Origin of the sequence: Niabella digestorum, assembly GCF_036409055.1 — a bacterium.
In the GTDB taxonomy this organism is placed as follows: domain Bacteria; phylum Bacteroidota; class Bacteroidia; order Chitinophagales; family Chitinophagaceae; genus Niabella; species Niabella composti.
Window position 1 is genome coordinate 340,837 of record NZ_JAZGLY010000004.1, and the last position, 20,379, is coordinate 361,215.

13 protein-coding genes are annotated in these 20,379 nt (G+C 40.1%); 7 read left to right on the forward strand and 6 right to left on the reverse strand.

Features of this window, described 5'->3' with window-relative positions; all coding sequences use genetic code 11:
* The first annotated feature begins 268 nt into the window (after nt 1-268).
* Together V2H41_RS08945 and V2H41_RS08950 are read left to right on the forward strand one after the other, a co-directional pair.
* Entirely contained in the window at nt 269-2,431 is a 2,163-nt protein-coding gene (locus V2H41_RS08945; protein WP_330974805.1) for a S46 family peptidase, read from the forward strand.
* 120 nt (nt 2,432-2,551) lie between these two features.
* Nucleotides 2,552-2,863 (forward strand): YtxH domain-containing protein, encoded by a 312-nt coding sequence (locus V2H41_RS08950; RefSeq protein WP_330974806.1) that lies wholly within the window; start codon nt 2,552-2,554, stop codon nt 2,861-2,863.
* A gap of 18 nt (nt 2,864-2,881) precedes the next feature.
* Here the strand turns inward: V2H41_RS08950 and V2H41_RS08955 are convergent, their stop codons facing one another.
* Both V2H41_RS08955 and rho read right to left on the reverse strand, forming a co-directional pair.
* A complete protein-coding gene (locus V2H41_RS08955) occupies nt 2,882-3,589 on the reverse strand; it encodes an NUDIX hydrolase (protein WP_330974807.1) in 708 nt (235 codons plus the stop codon).
* 98 nt (nt 3,590-3,687) lie between these two features.
* The gene (rho, locus tag V2H41_RS08960; protein WP_330974808.1) at nt 3,688-5,433 is read right to left on the reverse strand and encodes a transcription termination factor Rho; all 1,746 of its coding nucleotides are present in this window, start codon (nt 5,431-5,433) and stop codon (nt 3,688-3,690) included.
* A 419-nt stretch (nt 5,434-5,852) separates the two neighbouring features.
* On the opposite strand from rho, the gene asnS reads away from it, so the two are divergent.
* Nucleotides 5,853-7,292, forward strand: coding sequence for an asparagine--tRNA ligase (gene asnS / locus V2H41_RS08965; protein WP_330974809.1), 1,440 nt, complete (start codon nt 5,853-5,855; stop codon nt 7,290-7,292).
* A 47-nt stretch (nt 7,293-7,339) separates the two neighbouring features.
* Here the strand turns inward: asnS and V2H41_RS08970 are convergent, their stop codons facing one another.
* Nucleotides 7,340-8,227, reverse strand: a complete 888-nt coding sequence (locus V2H41_RS08970; RefSeq protein WP_330974810.1) for a dienelactone hydrolase family protein — start codon at nt 8,225-8,227, stop codon at nt 7,340-7,342.
* Between the two features lie 91 nt (nt 8,228-8,318).
* On the opposite strand from V2H41_RS08970, the gene V2H41_RS08975 reads away from it, so the two are divergent.
* Both V2H41_RS08975 and V2H41_RS08980 read left to right on the forward strand, forming a co-directional pair.
* On the forward strand, nt 8,319-10,265 hold the full coding sequence (locus V2H41_RS08975) for a heparinase II/III domain-containing protein (RefSeq protein ID WP_330974811.1): 1,947 nt from the start codon (nt 8,319-8,321) through the stop codon (nt 10,263-10,265).
* Nucleotides 10,266-10,335: 70 nt separating this feature from the next.
* The gene (locus V2H41_RS08980) at nt 10,336-11,622 is read left to right on the forward strand and encodes a glycoside hydrolase family 88 protein (protein ID WP_330974812.1); all 1,287 of its coding nucleotides are present in this window, start codon (nt 10,336-10,338) and stop codon (nt 11,620-11,622) included.
* Between the two features lie 107 nt (nt 11,623-11,729).
* Here V2H41_RS08980 and V2H41_RS08985 read toward each other — a convergent pair whose 3' ends face one another.
* Together V2H41_RS08985 and lysS are read right to left on the reverse strand one after the other, a co-directional pair.
* The gene (locus tag V2H41_RS08985; protein ID WP_330974813.1) at nt 11,730-13,373 is read right to left on the reverse strand and encodes an FMN-binding glutamate synthase family protein; all 1,644 of its coding nucleotides are present in this window, start codon (nt 13,371-13,373) and stop codon (nt 11,730-11,732) included.
* Between the two features lie 134 nt (nt 13,374-13,507).
* Nucleotides 13,508-15,031: a lysine--tRNA ligase gene (gene lysS / locus V2H41_RS08990; protein WP_330974814.1), complete on the reverse strand. Its 1,524-nt coding sequence runs from the start codon at nt 15,029-15,031 to the stop codon at nt 13,508-13,510.
* Between the two features lie 220 nt (nt 15,032-15,251).
* On the opposite strand from lysS, the gene V2H41_RS08995 reads away from it, so the two are divergent.
* The gene (locus V2H41_RS08995) at nt 15,252-16,412 is read left to right on the forward strand and encodes an aldose epimerase family protein (protein WP_330974815.1); all 1,161 of its coding nucleotides are present in this window, start codon (nt 15,252-15,254) and stop codon (nt 16,410-16,412) included.
* Nucleotides 16,413-16,418: 6 nt separating this feature from the next.
* Here V2H41_RS08995 and V2H41_RS09000 read toward each other — a convergent pair whose 3' ends face one another.
* On the reverse strand, nt 16,419-17,744 hold the full coding sequence (locus tag V2H41_RS09000) for a Gfo/Idh/MocA family protein (protein WP_330974816.1): 1,326 nt from the start codon (nt 17,742-17,744) through the stop codon (nt 16,419-16,421).
* A gap of 160 nt (nt 17,745-17,904) precedes the next feature.
* On the opposite strand from V2H41_RS09000, the gene V2H41_RS09005 reads away from it, so the two are divergent.
* Nucleotides 17,905-20,373, forward strand: a complete 2,469-nt coding sequence (locus V2H41_RS09005; RefSeq protein ID WP_330974817.1) for a TonB-dependent receptor — start codon at nt 17,905-17,907, stop codon at nt 20,371-20,373.
* The last annotated feature ends 6 nt before the right edge of the window (nt 20,374-20,379 follow it).

Consider the following 20,379-nt stretch of genomic DNA (forward strand, 5'->3'; position numbering starts at 1 on the left):
ATATCCGATAGTATAATTTTAAAGTAACTCACCGACTAAAAGGGCTTCCACAATATTTTAAAATTTATAACCCAACAATTATGTTTCATATAAACGTTTCACGCAGGGTTATCCACATAAATCCATTGCTATTCACATATCTTTGGGGAGAAATTTTTGGTTAATGGGCTATTTTTCACAATAATGAAGTCCTAAAAACACAAATTAGGAACGACACAATATATATCTGTTACCCTGTTCTGTAAAAAACATCTTAATTACATAAGTTATGATTTACGTAAAAAGAATATTATCAGTGTTCATCTGCGTATTACTCTTTTCAGTAGCAAAGGCAGATGAAGGTATGTGGTTGCCTCAGCTTCTAGAAGCACTTAATGCTAAAAGAATGAAAGAGCTGGGTATGAAAATGAGTCCTAGTGATATTTATAGTATTAACAAGGCAAGTTTGAAAGATGCCGTAGTGAGCTTTGGAGGATTTTGTACCGGAGAAGTTATATCGGACAAAGGATTATTGTTGACAAACCATCACTGTGGATTCAGTGCTATTCAGAGTCATTCTACTATTGATAAAAATTTTATAAGAGACGGTTTTTGGGCAAGAGATTATGCCGAAGAATTACCCAACCCGAACTTGTTTGTAACATTTATTGTAAGAATAGATGATGTAACTGCTCAGGTACTAACAAATGTATCTGAATCGATGGCTGAAAACGAACGTCAGTCGCAAATAGCTAGAAATGTTCGTGGGTTATTGAATAATGTTAAAAAAGAAACTTATCAGGATGCATATGTGCGTCCTTTCTTTGAAGGAAATAAATTTTACCTGTTTGTTACCGAAACCTATCATGATGTAAGATTGGTAGGTGCACCTCCTTCCTCTATTGGGAACTTTGGAAAAGATACAGACAACTGGATGTGGCCGCGCCATACGGGCGATTTCAGTCTATTCAGAATCTATGCTGGAAAAGATAATAAGCCGGCAAAATATAGTCCGGAAAATGTTCCTTATAAGCCAAAAAAATTTTTATCTATTTCGCTTAGTGGTGTAAAGGAAGGTGATTTTACAATGGTGTTTGGTTTTCCGGGTCGCACCTCCGAGTATTTGCCTAGTGAAGCTGTAGAACAAATTATGACAGTGTATGATCCGGCTAAAATTTCAATAAGAGATAAAGCCTTATCTATTCTTGATAAATACATGCGTAGTGATGAGGCAATAAAGATTCAATATGCATCGAAATATGCCGGAATCAGTAATGCTTGGAAGAAATGGCAAGGCGAAGTATTGGGGCTTACTACTACTAATGCAGTTCAGAAAAAATTGAACTACGAAAAAGAATTTACAGCATTGCTGGAGAAAAATCCTACATTAAAAACTAAATATGGTAAAGTATTACCCGAGCTGATTCAAAAGCATAAGGAGATAAAACCTTATGCACTAGCGCGCGATTATTATTTAGAAACTACTAGTAAAGTAGAATTATTTACAGTTGTCAACAAAATACGTGCATTAAAATCGCGAAAAGACAAACAGGGTTATGCAGAAGCTTTGGCCGCTGACATTAGCTGGTTTGAAAAATTTTGGAAAGATTTCAATATTAATGTAGATAAGGAGCTCTTTGCTGCTATGATGCAACTTTACATAGAAAAGCAAGAACCGAGCTATGTAGCTACTTATGCCAAAGAGCAATATCATCAATATAATGATTATGCTAAATGGGCTGACGATGTTTATAGCAAAAGCGTATTTGCCGATAAGCAAAAAGTAATGGATGCTTTAACAAATCAGCCCGAACGATTGTATGATGCATTAAATACAGATGTTGCGGCCAAATTGCTTATTGAAATCGCAAATATGTATGATAATGATGTTGCGTTAAAGGTTAATAAAATTCAGGCTGATATCAATAAGTTACAGCGCTTGTATATGCAAGCACAGATGGATGCATTTACTCATAAAACATTTTATCCCGATGCTAACAGTACTTTAAGAGTGGCTTTTGGTAATGTAAGTGGATATAACTCCCCGTCGGGTAAGAAATATGATTATTATACTTATTTAGATGGTGTGATGGAAAAATATAAGCCCGGAGATTATGAATTTGATGTACCCCAAAAGCTGATAGAACTGCATAAAAAGAAGGATTATGGCATATATGGCGTTAATGGTAAAATGCCAGTATGTTTCATTGCTTCCAATCATACTACAGGAGGAAATAGTGGTAGTCCCGCACTTGATGCTTATGGAAATTTGATAGGACTAAACTTTGACCGCGTGTGGGAAGGTACGATGAGTGATATTAATTATGATCCTTCCATCTGCCGAAATATTATGGTAGATATTCGTTATGTACTTTTCATTATAGATAAATTTGCCGGTGCCGATCATTTAATAAAGGAAATGAAGCTGGTATATCCTACTGCCAAAAAATAAATCGAATTTTAAAAGCAATAGTAAAAAGTCTGCTCATAAAAAAGGGCAGGCTTTTTGTTTATACACTAGTGTGCTTGCAATTTCTCAGGATTTTTTTAACTTGTATAAAATATTCGTACTATGGTAAACAACAAACATATAGCTACATTTATTCTAGGTGCATTGGCAGGTTTTGCGGCTGGAAAATATGCCAATATGAGCGAAGAAGAAAAAGAAAAAATGATGAATGATTTGAAGGAAAAGGCCAATAAGCTTAAAGAAGAGGCCGGTAAAACCGCAGAACAAGCAAAAGATTATTTTTCAGAATTAGCTTCTAAAGGAAAAGAAGCTATGAAAGAGTATTTTCCTGAAGCCGAAAAATGGTTTAATGATATTTTCGGGAAAAAGGAAAACCCCGATACCGAAGAACAGTCATCTGCTACAGGTGCCTAATCGGCTTATGATACGTACTTAGAGTAAATCGTTGGGATTAGGTACCAGCTTCAATATCTTGTGTAAGTTCTGCTGATAGTGTTTTCTATCCAGCTTGTAGTAGAAGGCTCCCTTTTTAGAATTACTTTTATCCTTTTCTTTTAGTTTAATAAGAAGGTTGGTAGAGAGCATCTTTCTGCTGAAGTTTCCTTTATCGAAGACAGTGTTAAACACGTCCTCGAAAAGTGTTTGTAACATAGGGATGGTGAATTTTTCGGGTAATAACTCAAATAAAATAGAATGTGATGCAGCTTTATATTGCAGCCTATTTTGAGCCATCATCACCATCTCATTATGGTCAAATATGAGAGAAGGAAATTCTTTTATAGGGAACCAATGTGCTTTAAAGTTATCGTGTAATGAGTCTTTGTATTTATTAATATCGATCAGTGCGAAATAACCGATAGATATGGTACGCTGTACCGGGTCGCGATCCGGACGCGTAAAGGTGTGAAACTGCTCCAGATAAATACCATCCAGACCGGTAAGTTTTTTCAAGACTCTTTTGGCAGCATCTTCAGCACTTTCATCTTTATTCACAAAACCACCCATCAGACTCCATTTACCTTTTTCGGGTTGAAATCCTCTTTTTATTAGTAGTATTTTCAATCGGTTACCGTCAAATCCGAAAACGATACAATCCACGGCAACCTTCATTTTAGTGCCTACGGAATATTTTTTTCTCATCGAAGTAATTAGTAAATAAAAGCTTATAAGTAGTAAAGCTAAAGGAAAAGGCTGGAACTTTTGAGAAAGAACCAGCCTTTTTATATTAATATTAAGACTTATGAGTTCATGCTAGCAAGGAATTCTTCATTGCTCTTGGTGCCCTTCATGCGTTTTAAGAGTTCTGTCATCGCTTCTTCTGTCTTCATATCGGCCAGATATACGCGAAGCAGATTCATTCTTTGCAGCACGTCCTTATCAAGCAACAGATCGTCGCGGCGTGTAGAAGACGCTGTGAGATCAATTGCAGGGTAAATGCGTTTATTAGCCAGTCTTCTATCCAACTGCAGTTCCATGTTACCGGTACCTTTGAATTCTTCAAAGATCACTTCATCCATTTTGCTTCCGGTATCGATAAGGGCTGTAGCTAGAATAGTAAGAGAACCTCCGTTTTCAATTTTACGGGCGGCACCAAAGAACTGTTTGGGTTTTTGCATGGCATTGGCTTCCACACCACCACTTAGTACTTTTCCTGAAGCGGGCGATACGGTATTATGAGCTCTTGCCAAACGAGTGATAGAGTCGAGCAGGATCACTACATCGTGTCCACATTCTACCAGTCTTTTAGCTTTCTGCAAGGCCATGTTAGACACTTTTACGTGTTTTTCGGCCGGCTCGTCGAAGGTGGAAGCAATAACTTCGGCTTTCACGCTTCTTTCCATATCGGTTACCTCTTCAGGTCTTTCATCTACCAGTACCACCATTAAGTAACACTCAGGGTGATTTTGGGCAATAGCATTTGCTACTGCTTTCAACAACATGGTTTTACCAGTTTTGGGCTGAGCTACGATCAAACCTCTTTGTCCTTTACCAATGGGGGTAAAGAGGTCCATAATGCGTGTGGAATAATCTTCCGGTCTGGTAAAGAGGTTTAATTTTTCGTAAGGGAATAGTGGTGTCAGATAATCGAAAGGTACGCGGTCGCGCACTTCTTCCGGGCTCTTACCGTTGATGGTATCCACTTTTAAGAGCGCAAAATATTTTTCGCCTTCGCGCGGAGGACGAACAGCTCCATGTACAGTATCACCTGTTTTTAATCCAAATAATTTGATTTGTGAAGGAGATACATATACATCGTCAGGGCTGGATAAATAGTTATAGTCAGAAGATCTTAAAAAACCATATCCGTCTGGCATCATCTCCAACACACCCTCGCTCAAAATCACACCATCAAACTCTACATTGAAAGCAGCATCTTTTTCTTTCTCTTTTTCTTTTTTCGCTTTGCTGGGTTGAGGAGCTACTTCGTCTATAATTACAGGAGTCGGATTGGCGTATTTTTCTGTGGCCTTTAGGGCTTTTTCAATAAAAGAAAGCGTAGCTGGATCGAAAGAGAAATCTTTCCCTTCATTTTCATCTTCTTGTTCGCTATATGCTTCGGTAGTAGCTTCTTCTACCTCGGTTTTTTCCTCTTTCTTCTTTTTGGTTTCTTTTTCTTCGGATTCTGCTACAGTTTCTTCTTCTTCTTTTTTCGTTGTAGTTTTTTTCTTTTTAGCCGCAGCTTTAGCTTTTTTAGCTGGCGCTTTGGCCTTCTTTTCTTTGGTTTCTTCTTCCTGTGTGTCAGTTCCTTCGTCTTCCACAAAAGCTTCCTCCGTTCCTACTGAAGTGGTAGCTTTTACGATGCGTTTTCTCTTCGGTTTTGTTTCAGTTGTTTCTTCCTTAGAACCCGCTATCGCCTGGCTGTCAAGGATACGGTATACAAGCTCTTGCTTCGTCAGTTTTTTCGCATCAGGAATATTTAACTGTTTGGCAATGTCCAACAATTCCGGAACGAGCATGTCGTTCAATTGTAAAATATCATACATAGGGGTAAACTTAATTAATCAAATACCGGCTTTCGCATGCTGATTAACAATAAAAAATAATGAAAATTGTTTTAGGTGAATCTTATTGAAATGGAAATCAATAATTAGCAGAGATGATCACAAGCCGTAGGTCATTTCTGCTGCGAAAATAATGTGTTTTTATCAAAAAAAACAAAACATATAAAAAATTTTGACTTTTTTTAAGTTATTAAAAAGGCTTAACACTTGGTGTGGCTTCTCTTGATAATATCGTTTAAAATAGAACGCATAATTAACAAGAAAACAAATTTTTTGCCTATTTTGATATATTTTTTCTAAAAATTATTCCTTGTTAATGTAATTTTTCTCGTCCAAATAATATAAATACAGGCCAAGGTGGAGGATATTAATATTATCTTTGCCGCCCAAAATAAAAGCAAATGTTCAATAAGAGGATTAAAATAAAAGAGCTGCTACAACAGGAACCTCAGGAGCAGGAAGTTACGGTAATGGGATGGGTGCGTACTTTCCGTAATAATCAATTTATTGCATTGAACGATGGAAGTACCAATACCAATCTACAAATAGTGGCAGAATTGGGCCAGTTCGAAGAATCGCTTCTGAAAAGAATCACTACCTCAGCTTCTTTGAAGGTAACAGGAACGCTGGTCCCCTCTTTGGGTAAAGGACAAAAAGTGGAGCTGAAAGCGAGAGTTATTGAAATACTAGGAGATAGCGATCCTGAGAAATATCCTCTACAACCAAAGAAACATTCTTTGGAGTTTTTGAGAGAGATTGCGCATTTGCGTTTTCGTACGAATACGTTTGCTTCGGTATTTCGCGTACGTCATGCATTGGCCTTTGCAATTCATAAGTTTTTTAACGAAAAAGGATTCGTCTACATACACACTCCTATCATTACTGCTAGTGACGCTGAAGGTGCAGGAGAAATGTTCAGAGTAACCACATTACCCTTCGATAATACACCTCGCAACGAAGACGGATCGGTAGATTTTAAAGAAGATTTTTTTGGAAAATCGACCAATCTTACAGTAAGTGGCCAGTTGGAAGGAGAACTAGCAGCTACAGCACTGGGCGAGATCTATACTTTTGGCCCTACTTTCAGAGCCGAAAACAGCAATACTACACGTCACTTGGCGGAGTTTTGGATGATAGAGCCGGAAATGGCGTTTTATGATTTGGAAGATAATGCCAACTTAGCCGAGGCATTCATCAAGTACATCATAAAATACGTAATGGATCATAATGCTGAGGATCTGGACTTTCTGGCTAAGCGTTTGGCCGATGAAGAAAAGCAGTTACCCCAGGACAAACGCTCGGAAATGGGATTGATTGAAAAACTAGAATTTGTGCTAAACAATCAGTTTGAAAGATTAACCTATACCGAAGCCATCGACATTCTGGCGAATAGTAATTATAATAAGAAAAAGAAATTCCAGTATCCTATTACAGGATGGGGTATGGACTTGCAAAGCGAGCACGAACGTTATCTTGTAGAAAAACATTTCAAAAAACCTGTGATATTGATGAATTATCCGGCCCAAATCAAGGCATTTTATATGCGCATGAATGATGACGGAAAAACAGTAGCCGCAATGGATATTTTGGCGCCGGGTATTGGTGAAATCGTTGGCGGTTCGCAGCGTGAAGAAAGACTGGATGTGCTGCTGAAAAAAATGAAGGATATGAACGTTCCCGATGAAGAACTATGGTGGTATCTAGATACCCGTAGATTTGGAACAGTTCCTCATGCTGGTTTCGGACTGGGATTTGAACGTATGATTCAGTTTGTTACCGGGATGAACAATATCCGTGATGTAATACCGTTCCCTAGAACACCTAAGAACGCTGAGTTTTAAAAAAGAGTTGGTTTTAAATAATAAAAAATAGTGTGGCAAAGACCACACTATTTTAGTTTTTGGTTGAAGAAGTCTATTGTTCTTTTCCACGCCAACTCGGCTGATTCTTTATCGTAGCGTGGTGTGGTATCGTTATGAAACCCATGATTGGCTTTAGGGTACATATACATTGTGTACTCCTTATTGTGCGCCTTAAGTGCGCTTTCATAAGCAGGCCATCCCTCATTTACCCGAGTATCCAATTCTGCATAATGAATGAGTAGAGGAGCTTTAATTTTTGGAACATCTTCGTCCTTAGGCTGTCCTCCGTAAAAAGGAACAGCTGCTCCCAAATCCGGAACACGCACAGCCATCATATTAGCCACCCATCCGCCAAAACAAAACCCTACCACACCTATACGCCCTGTACATTTCGGATGTTTTTTTAGATAATCGTATCCGGCGATAAAATCTTCTAAGATTTCCTCTCTGTTACGTTTAGCCTGCAAGGCGCGACCTTCATCATCATTACCCGGATATCCGCCTAATGGTGTTAAAGCATCCGGAGCTAATGCCACAAATCCGGCAAGAGCTGTTCTTCGAGCCACATCTTCGATATAAGGATTCAGTCCGCGATTTTCATGCACTACAATTACGCCCGCCAATTTTTCTTTAACATCAGAAGGCATGCACAACAGGCCTTTCATTGTACCGGCACCTTTGGGAGAAGCATAGGTGATATATTCCGCCTGAATGCGCGGGTCATCTGCCTTAACCTGCGTGCGGTTCTTGTAATCAGGCATTAAAAAACTCATGAGCGAAGAAACGGTAAGCCCTCCTACTGCGTACAGGGAAAGCTTTTGAACAAATTCGCGTCTATCTATACGATTGTGGGCATAGTCATCGTACAGATCAAAAACTTCTTGTTTAATATCTTCTTTTTTGATGTCGGCCATAATGAAGGGTTTTTAATTAAAGCAAACGTTTGAAATAATCCTGAGAGGTATAATCTCTTATCTTTAAGAACTTTCCTAAAAAGATTTTATTGTGAATTTACTCTACTTTTTTAAAAGAAATTGCGTATTGCTTTGCCTTTTAGTATGGATTACCGGACGTGTGCAAGCCGGCGAACCTCGTAATTTGCTACAACAACAAGGCGATGTAAATTTTGTAAAAAAAGTATTACTTGCTAAAGAAAAGTGGATGCCCTATCCCGCATATCGCGACCGGAATGCTTGGAATCTTTTTTTAGGAGATTATAAACAAGAGCTCATCCAAGAAGGGGAAAAATATTTGACCTATCAGTGGCTTATTGTTAAGGCTACGGATTATTTGGAATATTCTCGAAGCGGTTCGCGTACGATAATGGAAGAACCTTTTAATAAAAACCTCAAAGCCATATCTACATTATTTCTTGCAGAAATGGCTGAAGGTAACAAGCGATTTATGGATCAGCTTATCAATGGTGTGTTTGCTCTTTGTGAAATGACTACATGGTCTTTATCGGCCCATCTTTCTTTACAACAGGGCAATAATAAAAGGTTTCCCGATCATCAGCAGAACATAATCGATCTGTTTGTAGGAGATGTAGGGTCTATGCTGTCCTGGATTCACTATTTTTTGAAAGAAGAATTTGATAAAGAAAACAAACTCATCAGCGAACGTATAAGATTTGAAATTAAAAAGCGGGTTTTAGATCCTTATATGGAAACCGATCGCTTTTGGTGGATGGGCTTTAGTACCAATCCATCGCAGTTGGTGAATAATTGGAATGTGTGGTGCAATAGTAACGTGCTCCAAACTTTTGCTTTAATGGAAGAAGATCAAGAAAAACTGGCACAGGCGGTGTATAAAACCATGCGTTCCGTAGACCGGTTCATAAATTATGTTCATGAAGATGGCGCCTGTGAAGAAGGACCTTCGTATTGGGGACACGCTGCAGGCAAGCTATATGATTATTTACAATTCCTACACAACATTACAGGCGGACAAATATCGATTTTTCATGAACCGCTAATAAAAAATATGGGAGAATACATTTGTCGGAGCTATGTGGGGAATGGTTGGGTTGTGAACTTTGCGGATGCTACGGCAAGAGGCGGCGGCGATGCAGCGCTTATTTATCGCTATGGAAAAGCCGTGAATAGTAAGGAAATGACAGCCTTTGCATCCTATCTAATAAAAGAAAGTAGAGATAATTTAAAGCCTAAAGAATTCAGAGATGTATTTCGCATACTTGAAAGTATTGCTCATAATAAAGAAGTGATCAATACAGCGCCTTCACTGCCTACGGCTTCTTATACATGGTATCCGCAAACCGAATTTTTATATGTTAAAAACGTCCACTATTTTCTAGCTGCAAAAGGAGGACATAATAATGAAAGCCATAATCACAACGACGTAGGAACTTTTTCTTTATATGTAGATACGATTCCATTTTTTGTGGATGCCGGCGTGGGTACTTATATGAGACAAACATTCGGCAGTGAGCGATATTCTATCTGGACGATGCAAAGCAATTATCACAATTTGCCCACTATTAATGGGTTTGCTCAGCTTAACGGGGCAAACTATAAATCTTCTGATGCCCGTTTTGATAATCGCTATAATAGATTTAGTTTAGATATTAGTAAGGCTTATCCAAAAGAAGCAGCAGTTAAAACATGGTATAGAACGTATACTTTGTCTTCCAAAGAATTGAAGATAGAAGATGCTTTTGAACTTACAACAACAAAACAACCTCACATCATCAACTTTCTTGTAGCTGCAAAACCGGATACCGTTAAAAAAGGAATTATCAGCTTACGTAAAGAAGGCAAAGAAGTAATACTGCACTATCCTTATCAACAATTTGATGTGGAAGTGGATACAATCGAACTTACAGATAAGAAGCTTTCTTCTGTCTGGGGTAAGGAGTTATATCGGATAAAATTAGTAGCCAAATCCACTCACATAAAAGGAAAATATGTTTATACGATTCAAAAAAATAAATAACCCAAACCAAGAAAACAGATAGGCTTTTTACAAAAGCCGCAATTTTTTATAAAAAAATCCAATACAGTATATGTACAAAAAAACGATTGTAATTGCATTATCCTTTGTTATTGTTTTTTCTGCTTGTGTTGCAAAAAAGCAATCCCAAACCGCATTAGCTGATGAGTTCGTGAAGGAAAACTTTTCACATGCTTCCGTAATGCTGAAAGGACTACTGAAGACGGCTAATGAAAAATTCGATGCAGAAAGAGGGGCTTATCCGCGCACGATAAATAAAGAAGAAAAATTAGTTACCACAAATATGTACGATTGGACATCGGGATTCTTTCCCGGCAGTTTGTGGTATGTATATGAACACACAAAAGACGAGACGTTAAAGGCCGAAGCTTTAAAATGGACCGAAAAATTGGAACCCCTGCAAACTTTTACAAGACATCATGATTTGGGATTCATGATGTACTGTAGCTATGGCAATGCTTACAGAATAACCAAAAATGAAAAATATAAGCAGTTGCTCATCAATGGAGCAAAATCTTTAAGTACGCGATTTAATGAAACCACAGGCTCTATTAAATCGTGGAATGTATTTAGGTCTTGGCATAATACGGATGAATTTTATTTTCCTGTGATTATTGATAATATGATGAATTTGGAAATGCTGTTTTTTGCTTCCAAGGTGTCGGGGGATGACCATTTCAGAAAAATAGCAATTAAACATGCTGAAACAACAATGCAAAATCATTTCAGACCTGATAACAGTTCTTATCACGTAGTATGTTACGACAGTACAACCGGCAAAGTGCTTACCAAGCAAACTGCACAAGGATATGCCGACAATTCTACTTGGAGTCGGGGTCAGGCCTGGGCTATTTATGGCTTTACGATGACTTATCGCGAAACGGGTGATCCGCGCTTTTTAAATCAAGCTATAGGATTGGCCGATTATTTTGTCAATAATAAGAACTTGCCAGAAGATGGTATTCCTTATTGGGATTTTAATGCTTATGAACAAGGGTTTACGCCTGGAGCTCGCTCCAATGCAAGAAATATTTCTGTCTTGTACAGAGACGCATCGGCCGCGGCAATAACAGCCTCTGCATTGCTTGAATTAAGTACTTATGCGGATGCATCGAAAAGCAAGCAGTATAAAGCCATGGCCGTGAAAATTCTGCGTTCCTTGTCTTCGGATGCATACAGGGCTAAACCCGGAACCAATGGCAATTTTATTTTAAAACATTGTGTTGGGAGTATTCCGCATAATTCTGAAATTGATGTTCCCTTGGTATATGCCGACTATTACTTCCTCGAAGCCTTACACCGATATGATAAATTGTTAAAAGGGCAGAAACTTTTTTAATATTTAACATCGGAGAGATTAAAAACAATATAAAAAATCCGGAAGCTTTGTGGTCCTAACTATATCAAAAACCACATGCTTCCGGATACCTTAAAGTTTATAGGATATTAGCCCGCAGTTATCTTGTTATAACCAGTAGCTTCGCTCCAGCTTCCCACAGAATGTACACCCCAATGATTTTCATCGGCCATTAAGAAGTCTCTTTTATACTTTTCGGGTATATCACCTTCGAGAAAACATCCTTCTCTTACCGATGGAAATATTTCTTCGAATGTGTACATGGCGGTAAGCGATACTCTTCTGTACACGTGCGAGCGTGTGATATCATCCATGCTTCTCAATCCGGCGGCAGCCATTAGTTCTACAAAGGCTTTCACTGTGTTTTTATGATAATTAGCTACACGATATTTTTTATCGTCTATCACTAAGCCTTTCGTAAGTTTTGGATCTTGTGTAGCCACGCCGGTCGGACACCGGTTGGTATTGCACAACAGCGCTTGTATACAACCTACGGCCAGCATCATAGCGCGTGCACAGTTGCAGGCATCAGCCCCCAAGGCTGCAGCCCGTGCAATATGGAAGGCGGTAGTAATTTTTCCTGATGCAATAATTTTTATGTGATGCCTGATGTTTAATCCTCTTAATACATCATCCACAAAAGCCAAACCATCTAATAAAGGTGCTCCTACATAGTTAGAAAACTCCTGCGGAGCCGCACCAGTTCCTCCCTCTCCCCCGTCTACGGTTATAAAATCAGGATAAGTATCGGCATTTATCATAGCCTTGCAAATTGCCATAAACTCGCTCTTATGACCGATACATAATTTGAATCCAACAGGCTTTCCGCCCGATAATTCTCTTAGTTGTTTGATAAATTGTATGAGCTCCTTCGGAGAAGAGAATGCAGTATGATAGGGGGGCGACTCAACCGTTGTTCCCGGAACAATATGACGAACTCTTGCTATTTCGGGTGTGTTTTTGCTCGCCGGCAAAATACCCCCATGGCCCGGTTTGGCGCCTTGCGAAATTTTTATTTCTATCATCTTCACGTTTGGAATCTTTGCTTTTTCGGCAAATAATTCCGGAGAGAAATTACCATGTTCATCCCTGCAGCCGAAATAACCGGTACCTATTTGCCAAATCAAGTCTCCGCCTTGTTTTAAATGATAATCACTAAGACCTCCTTCGCCGGTGTTATGAGCAAAGCCCCCAATTTTAGCGCCGCCATTCATCGCCTCAATAGCATTGGAGCTCAGCGAACCATAACTCATGGCAGAAATATTGAGAATACTTCCGTTATACGGTTGTTTGCAATCTTTATTTCCAAACAAAACTCTCGGATTATGGTCCAGCTGCTTAAAATCTACTGGAGCTACGGAATGACAAATCCATTCATACCCCGGTGCATATACATCCAGCTGTGTACCAAAGGGCATGGTGTCATTGTCCAGCTTAGCACGTTGGTACACGGTAGAACGATCCACTCTGTTCAAGGGTCTACCGTCAATATCCGATTCAATGAAATACTGATAAATCTTAGGGCGCAATTCTTCCATTACATAACGCAGCCGGCCAAATAGCGGATAAATACGGCGGATACTGTGGCGCGTTTGTAACATGTCGTAATAGCCTAAGCACGAAAGCACAAACACGGCAGCAAAGACCACATACCAGTTTTTACTGATATAAATCGACAGTAAAAGCGAAATGATAATGGAGAGAACGGATACAATGACAAATATTCGTCTCATGATAAAAGATATTTATTTATACAACGAATGTAGAGATTAAATGTTTCTCAAACGTTGAAGCAAGCAATCAATGTAAAAATAAAAAAGCACTCCGGTTAAAGAGTGCTTTTTAGTATTATCCGAAGCACTTTTGATTAATCCATCTTTTCGGGTCTCATCTGAGGGAAGAATAGTACATCCTGTATCGATGATTGATTGGTCATCAACATACATAATCTGTCGATTCCAAAACCGATTCCCGCAGTTGGAGGCATACCGTATTCCAGAGCACGCAAAAAATCGTAATCGATATACATGGCCTCTTCATCGCCGCGCTCGAGCAATTTTGCCTGTTCTTCGAAACGCTCGCGTTGTTCCAGTGGGTCGTTCAGCTCACTGTATGCATTGGCAATCTCTTTACCGTTTACCATCAGCTCAAAACGTTCTACCAGTCCGGCTTTTGAACGGTGTTTTTTGGTAAGTGGGCTCATTTCTACAGGATAATCGATGATGAATGTGGGCTGAATGTAGTGGTGTTCACATTTTTCACCGAAGATTTTGTCCACCAATTTTCCTTTACCCATGGTATTATCCACATGAATGCCTAAGTCGTTACAAACTTTTCTCAATGCGGCTTCATCCATATTGCTGATATCAATGCCGGTGTGCTCTTTAATAGCATCATAAATGGATACACGCGGGAATGGTGCTTTGAAAGAAATAGTATTATCACCCACAGTAACATCGGTGGTACCGTTCACATCCAGCGCTACTTTTTCCAAAAGTTGTTCGGTAGTTTCCATCATCCAGAAATAATCCTTATAGGCCACATAGAATTCCAAAACGGTAAACTCTGGATTGTGCGTACGGTCCATTCCTTCGTTTCTGAAGTTGCGGCTGAACTCGTATACCCAGTCAAAGCCACCCACAATCAGGCGTTTTAGATATAATTCATTAGCAATACGCAGATAGAAAGGAATATCTAAGGCATTGTGATGGGTAATAAATGGTCTTGCAGCAGCACCACCCGGAATAGATTGTAGAACCGGAGTATCTACCTCCAAAGCTCCGCGTTCGTTCAAAAACTCGCGGATGGAGTTGATCATTTTTGTGCGTTTTACAAAAACTTCTTTTACCGAAGGATTAATAACCAAATCGGCATAACGCTGACGATAACGGAATTCTGGGTCGGTGACTTCGTCGAATACATTTCCCTGCTCATCGCGCTTTACAACCGGTAACGGTTTTAAAGATTTGGCCAAAAGCGTAAGTTGTTTTGTGTGCAGAGAGGTTTCTCCGGTTTTAGTAATAAATACATATCCAGAAGCTCCGATAAAATCACCCAAATCCAATCCGTGCTTTACCAGTGTATCCCACTCGCTTTTATCCTCACCGGGATATAGCTCATCCCGTTTTACGTATAATTGAAAAATGCCCTGTTTATCCTGAATTTTTATAAAAAACACCTTGCCCTTATCATTGATGCTCATGATACGGCCGGCGACACTTACTTCCGCGAACTGATCTTTCGTCTCTTCAGAAAAGTTCTTTTTAACATCTTCGGAATAGTGAGTTACCGGAAATAAGGGTGCGGGATAAGGATCAATACCGGCAGCCCTTAATTTTTGCAATTTTTCTCTTCTGATAATTTCTTGTTCCGATAATTGTTGCACACTCATATACTCTTAAATTCAAATAGGCTGCAAAGATAGCTGGTATTTAACATTTTGACGGAATCGGATTTTTCCAAGTGCTTTTGTGGCAAAAGAAGTCCTTTATCAGCGTATAACATTCTCAACATCAACAATTTTGATAAAATTCTTTGTGGACAAGCCAGTGAGAGAACAGAATAAATAGATATTGCAGGTTCTTGTAAATGCGATTGTGTATATTGCCGATATGAAAAATAAATTGCTTGCCGTAAAATCCGGATTTATATTGCGTTTATCAGGCGTTTTAGCCAGTTTGTTGTGGACATTAGTGATGCATGCGCAAAGCGTACCCCATCCTTATCTCAATCCTCAAAAGTTTGAAAAAGAAATAAATGGTAAAAAAACCGGGATTGCTTTTCTGAAAAATAAGAAGGGCATGACGGTGGCCATTACCAATTTTGGAGCACGTTTGGTAAGTGTCATTGTTCCCGACAAAACAGGAAACCCTGTAGACGTAGTAGTGGGATTTAATTCGATTGATGCATACATTCAGGCTGTGGGCCGAAATTATGGAGCTACTGTAGGAAGATATGCCAATCGTATGGCAAAAGGACAATTTACACTAGATGGCACTACCTATCAGCTACCACTCAACAATAACGGGAACAATATTCATGGAGGCCCCAATGGTTTTAACGAACAGGTTTGGGACTGGGTGGAAAAGTCAGATCGCGCAGTAACCCTTGCCTATCTTTCAAAAGACGGGGAGAACGGATTTCCAGGAAATCTAAAAGTGCAGATAACTTTTTCGCTCAATGATCAAAATGAGTTAAAAATTGCCTATACTGCCGAAACGGATAAGAAGACTGTTCTAAATCTTACTAATCATAGCTATTTTAATCTCGAAGGAGGAGGTTCGGTAACCGGATATCAGGTATATATCAATGCGGATCATTACACACCCGTTAACGAAGCGATGATTCCTACCGGAGAAATTGTACCGGTAACCAATACTCCATTTGATTTAAGAAAGCCCACTATTATCAGCAGTGTAGTAGATGCACCTCATCCGCAATTAAAATATGGAGGTGGGTTTGATCACAATTTTGTTTTGAACAAACAAAAAGGCGGTAAAACACCCGAATTGGCCGCAACAGCCTACAGTCCCAAAACCGGGATATTAATGAAAGTTTTTACTACCGAGCCCGGGATACAGTTTTTTACCGCAAACACTTTGAAAGGTGTAGATAAGGATCGTAACGGAAAACCTATTAATGCCCGGGAAGCATTTTGTTTTGAAACCCAACACTTCCCGGACGCACCCAATCATCCCAACTTTCCATCAACGCTCTTATCCCCTGGTGAGCAATTTCAGTCTGTAACGATTTATCAGCTGCTTACTCAGTAAGCCTGATTAAATTTTAGGCAGTTTGTAACCGTTGTGATAAGGAGCCATGAGGTATTGCTGATTGATTTTTTCATCAGTAAACTTACCTGCGGCCTTGTCCCACACTAATTTCTGGCCACTTCTGAAAGCGATGTTTCCAATTTGACACACAGTGGCAATATGGGCTCCGGCTTCAATGGAACAGTTCAGGTCTGATTGTTTGCGAGAGCGCAGCACCTCAACAAAGTTTTCCATGTGCTTATCCAATCCGTTGTCAGACCTGCCTTTGAAAGGTACCAGCACTTTGTTTTCGCTGCGTTTTTCTTCAATCACTTCCCAGCCACCACGGCTTAGTACCAGCGTTCCGTTGTTGCCGATAAAGGCGATGCTGTGGTCGCGGTTGTAATTGCCGTTATCAATACCCATGGCATGGTCCCAGATGATGTTGAAGCCGTCAAACTCATAAAGTGCGGTGAGTGTATCGGGTGTTTCCTGTGCCAGTTCGGGATAGGCAAATTTTCCTCCCAATGCGCTTACTGTTTTGGGAAGTGATGCTTTCATACCCAGAAGTGCGTAGTCCATTAAGTGTACACCCCAGTCCGTCATCAATCCTCCTGCATAATCCCAGAACCAGCGGAAGTTAAAATGAAAGCGACTGCTGTTGAAGGGCCTTGTTTTGGCCGGGCCCAGCCACATTTTATAGTCTACACCGGGAGGAGGAGCACTGTCAGGTACCACAGGTGCAGGTTTCATCCAGCCTTGATAGCAACACACCTTCACGGTCCTGATATTACCCAGTTTGCCGCTTTGAACAAATTCAACAGCCTCTCTAAAATGTTGCTGGCTGCGTTGCCATTGTCCGGCCTGCACAATGCGATTGTACTTTTTTTGTGCCGCCACCATGGCCTTACATTCTTCAATAGAGTTACCTACAGGCTTTTCTACATATACATCTTTTCCTGCAGCTACGGCATCAATCATCATTAGAGCATGCCAGTGGTCCGGAGTACCAATGATTACTACATCCACGTCTTTATTTTCCAGGAGCTTTCGGTAATCACCATAAGTTTTGATTTTGCTGGTATCAATGTTTTTTTTCTGCAGCTCCGTCATCCTTTCATCCAGAACGGATTTATCCACATCGCATAGTGCTACAATTTGGGTCCCCGGCACTTTTAGGATGGACTGCGTATTGGACCACCCCATACCTTTTATTCCGATAACGCCAATCTTAATAGCATCCGAAGCGCTCTTATTGATGAAGGAAAAATTTTTGGAATTGAAAGACTGAAGGGCTAACGACCCAAGGGCAAGCGCTGATGTCTGATAAATAAATTTTCTACGGCTATTCATGCAAATCGTTTTTTCAAATATATAAAAACAATGTCAATGTCATAAGACGTCTTATTTGTCAGAAAACTGTCAACAGTTACTAAGAATTATGATTTTTTCCGCATTTCGTAAATATGACGAAGATGAGTGCTGCTATTTTTGCGCCTCAAATAAATGATTCATGAGAAACATAGTTTACTTTTTGGCTTTGGTGTGGATATCACTAATTAGTTTGGAGGTTTTCGCTCAAACAGGATTTGGAAAAATTACAGGGACTGTTGTTACCGAAGATAATCAACCCGCAGAAGGTGTGACGATTGTGATTGTGGGAACAGATTACGCAACAGCGGCCAATGCTAGAGGCCGCTTTGGCTTTAACAAACTGAATCCGGGAAATTATACCTTGAAAGTTTCTTTGGTGGGATATAATGATGTGGAAAAAGAAGCTGTTGTTACAGAAGGAGCTACCACTTCTATATCCATAGTGCTTGGAGTAAATGCTCGGGAGTTAAGCGAGGTTATTGTAACCGGACGCAAAAACGGGCTGCATACACAAACAGCCTCAAGCTCCTTACGCGTGCAGACTCCTTTACTGGAGTTACCACAAAATGTACAGGTGATTACTGGAAGAGTATTGTCAGAACAGCAGATTATAAGCACCAGCGACGGATTGTTGCGGAATGTTAGCGGATTACTTCGTGCGGAGCACTGGGGTGATTTATATACCAACGTAAATATGCGTGGTTCGCGTGTGCAGGCTTTTCGCAACGGATTTAATGTGGTAAACTCTTCTTGGGGCCCTCTTACAGAAGACATGAGCATGGTAGAGCGCGTGGAATTTGTAAAAGGCCCAGCAGGATTCATGCTGGGAACCGGTGAACCGGGAGGGTTATACAATGTAGTTACGAAAAAACCTACTGGAGAGAATAAAGGAGAAGTGTCCTTTGCGGTGGGCAGTTACGATTTGTACAGAGGAACGATTGATCTGGATAGAAAGTTGACTGCCGATGGAAAACTGTTGTTCCGCTTTAACGGTGCTTATCAGAAAAAAGGCTCTTTCCGTCCCTTTGAGCATAACGACCGTATATCTGTGGCTCCCGTATTCAGTTATGCATTTTCTGAGAAATCAAAGCTGACACTAGAGTATACACTCCAGCATGCGAAGATGACAGATGTAGGATCCTATTACGTATTTTCTCCCAATGGTTTTGCTTCTTTGCCCAGAAACTTTACACTGGCGCAGCCTGGAACAGAACCTTCCAAAATCAATGATCACAGCATCTATCTCAATTATCAGCAACAATTGGCTCAAAACTGGAAGCTGACTATTCAAGGGGCTTATTTTTATTACGATCAAACAGGGGGCAATAGCTGGCCTACAGCCGTAGGACCCGGAGACTATGATTTGGATTATGATGGCGTAATTGATGGAACACTCAGCCCGAACCAAATAATCAGAGGCTATGGTATTTGGGATGCACGCAGCAATATGAAATTAGGACAGGCTTTTGTAAACGGTGAAGTGCAAACTGGCGCCATTCGTCACAGACTGTTGTTAGGGATTGATGCTGGGAAAAAGGATTATGAAGCCGATTGGAGTCAGTCCTTCCCTCTCGACACTCCTGATAAGCCATTTGATGTAAATAATCCCGATTATGGAGCTCCTGCCAACGGATATCCGCAATTCGATCGTTCGCTTCCTTTATCTCAGCGCGCCAAAGCCGGTGGCGGCACTATGGGGCAGGAGTATGTTAGCGGATATGCACAAGATGAGTTAGGCTTTTTTCAAAATAAACTGCGTGTAACGCTGGCCGGTCGTTTTGGCTATTTAAAACAATATCAGTGGGGTGGAGCACCTTATCAGAAAGCACATTTTACTCCACGTGCAGGTATCAGCTACTCTCTGCCCGGAAATGCATATGTGTACACTTTGTTCGACCAAGCATTTACCCCGCAATCCGGAATATTGCGCAGCGGCGAAACAGCCAAACCCATTACGGGTAATAATATAGAGCTGGGTATTAAAAAAGACTGGTTTGGCGGAAAATGGAATACCACACTTGCTGCCTATCGTATCCTAAAGAAAAACGAGCTTACGGCAGATCCCTCCAATGCCGCTAACGAAAACTATAGTATTGTAATTGGCGAGAAAGAGGCGAAAGGATTTGAGTTCGACTTAAGAGGAGAAATTCTTCCCGGATTTACTGCTATCGCTAACTATGCTTATACAATCAGTGAAGTGACCAAAGTGGCCGAAGGAGTTACCACGCTTAAAAAGGGTGAATATGTTCCCAGTTTTGCAAAAAATACGGTAAACACTTGGCTCACCTACACTCTTCAAAGAGGACCGCTTAAAGGCTTCGGCATCAATGGAGGATTTACTTATCTAGCTGGACGTGTAGGATGGGGCTATAGCATGGATCATCCCGAACGCAATATGGGCGATTATTTTAAACTGGATGGTGGACTATTCTGGAGTTGTAAAAAAGTATCCGTAACCGCCAATGTGTTTAATATTCTGGATAAATATCTGTACAGCGGCTCTTATTATACCCAGTACTGGAATTATCCCGATTATAATGTAGCAGCTTATTCTTGGCAGGTGGACCCTCCCAGAAACTTTAGAGTATCCGTAACGTATAGATTTTAAACTGAA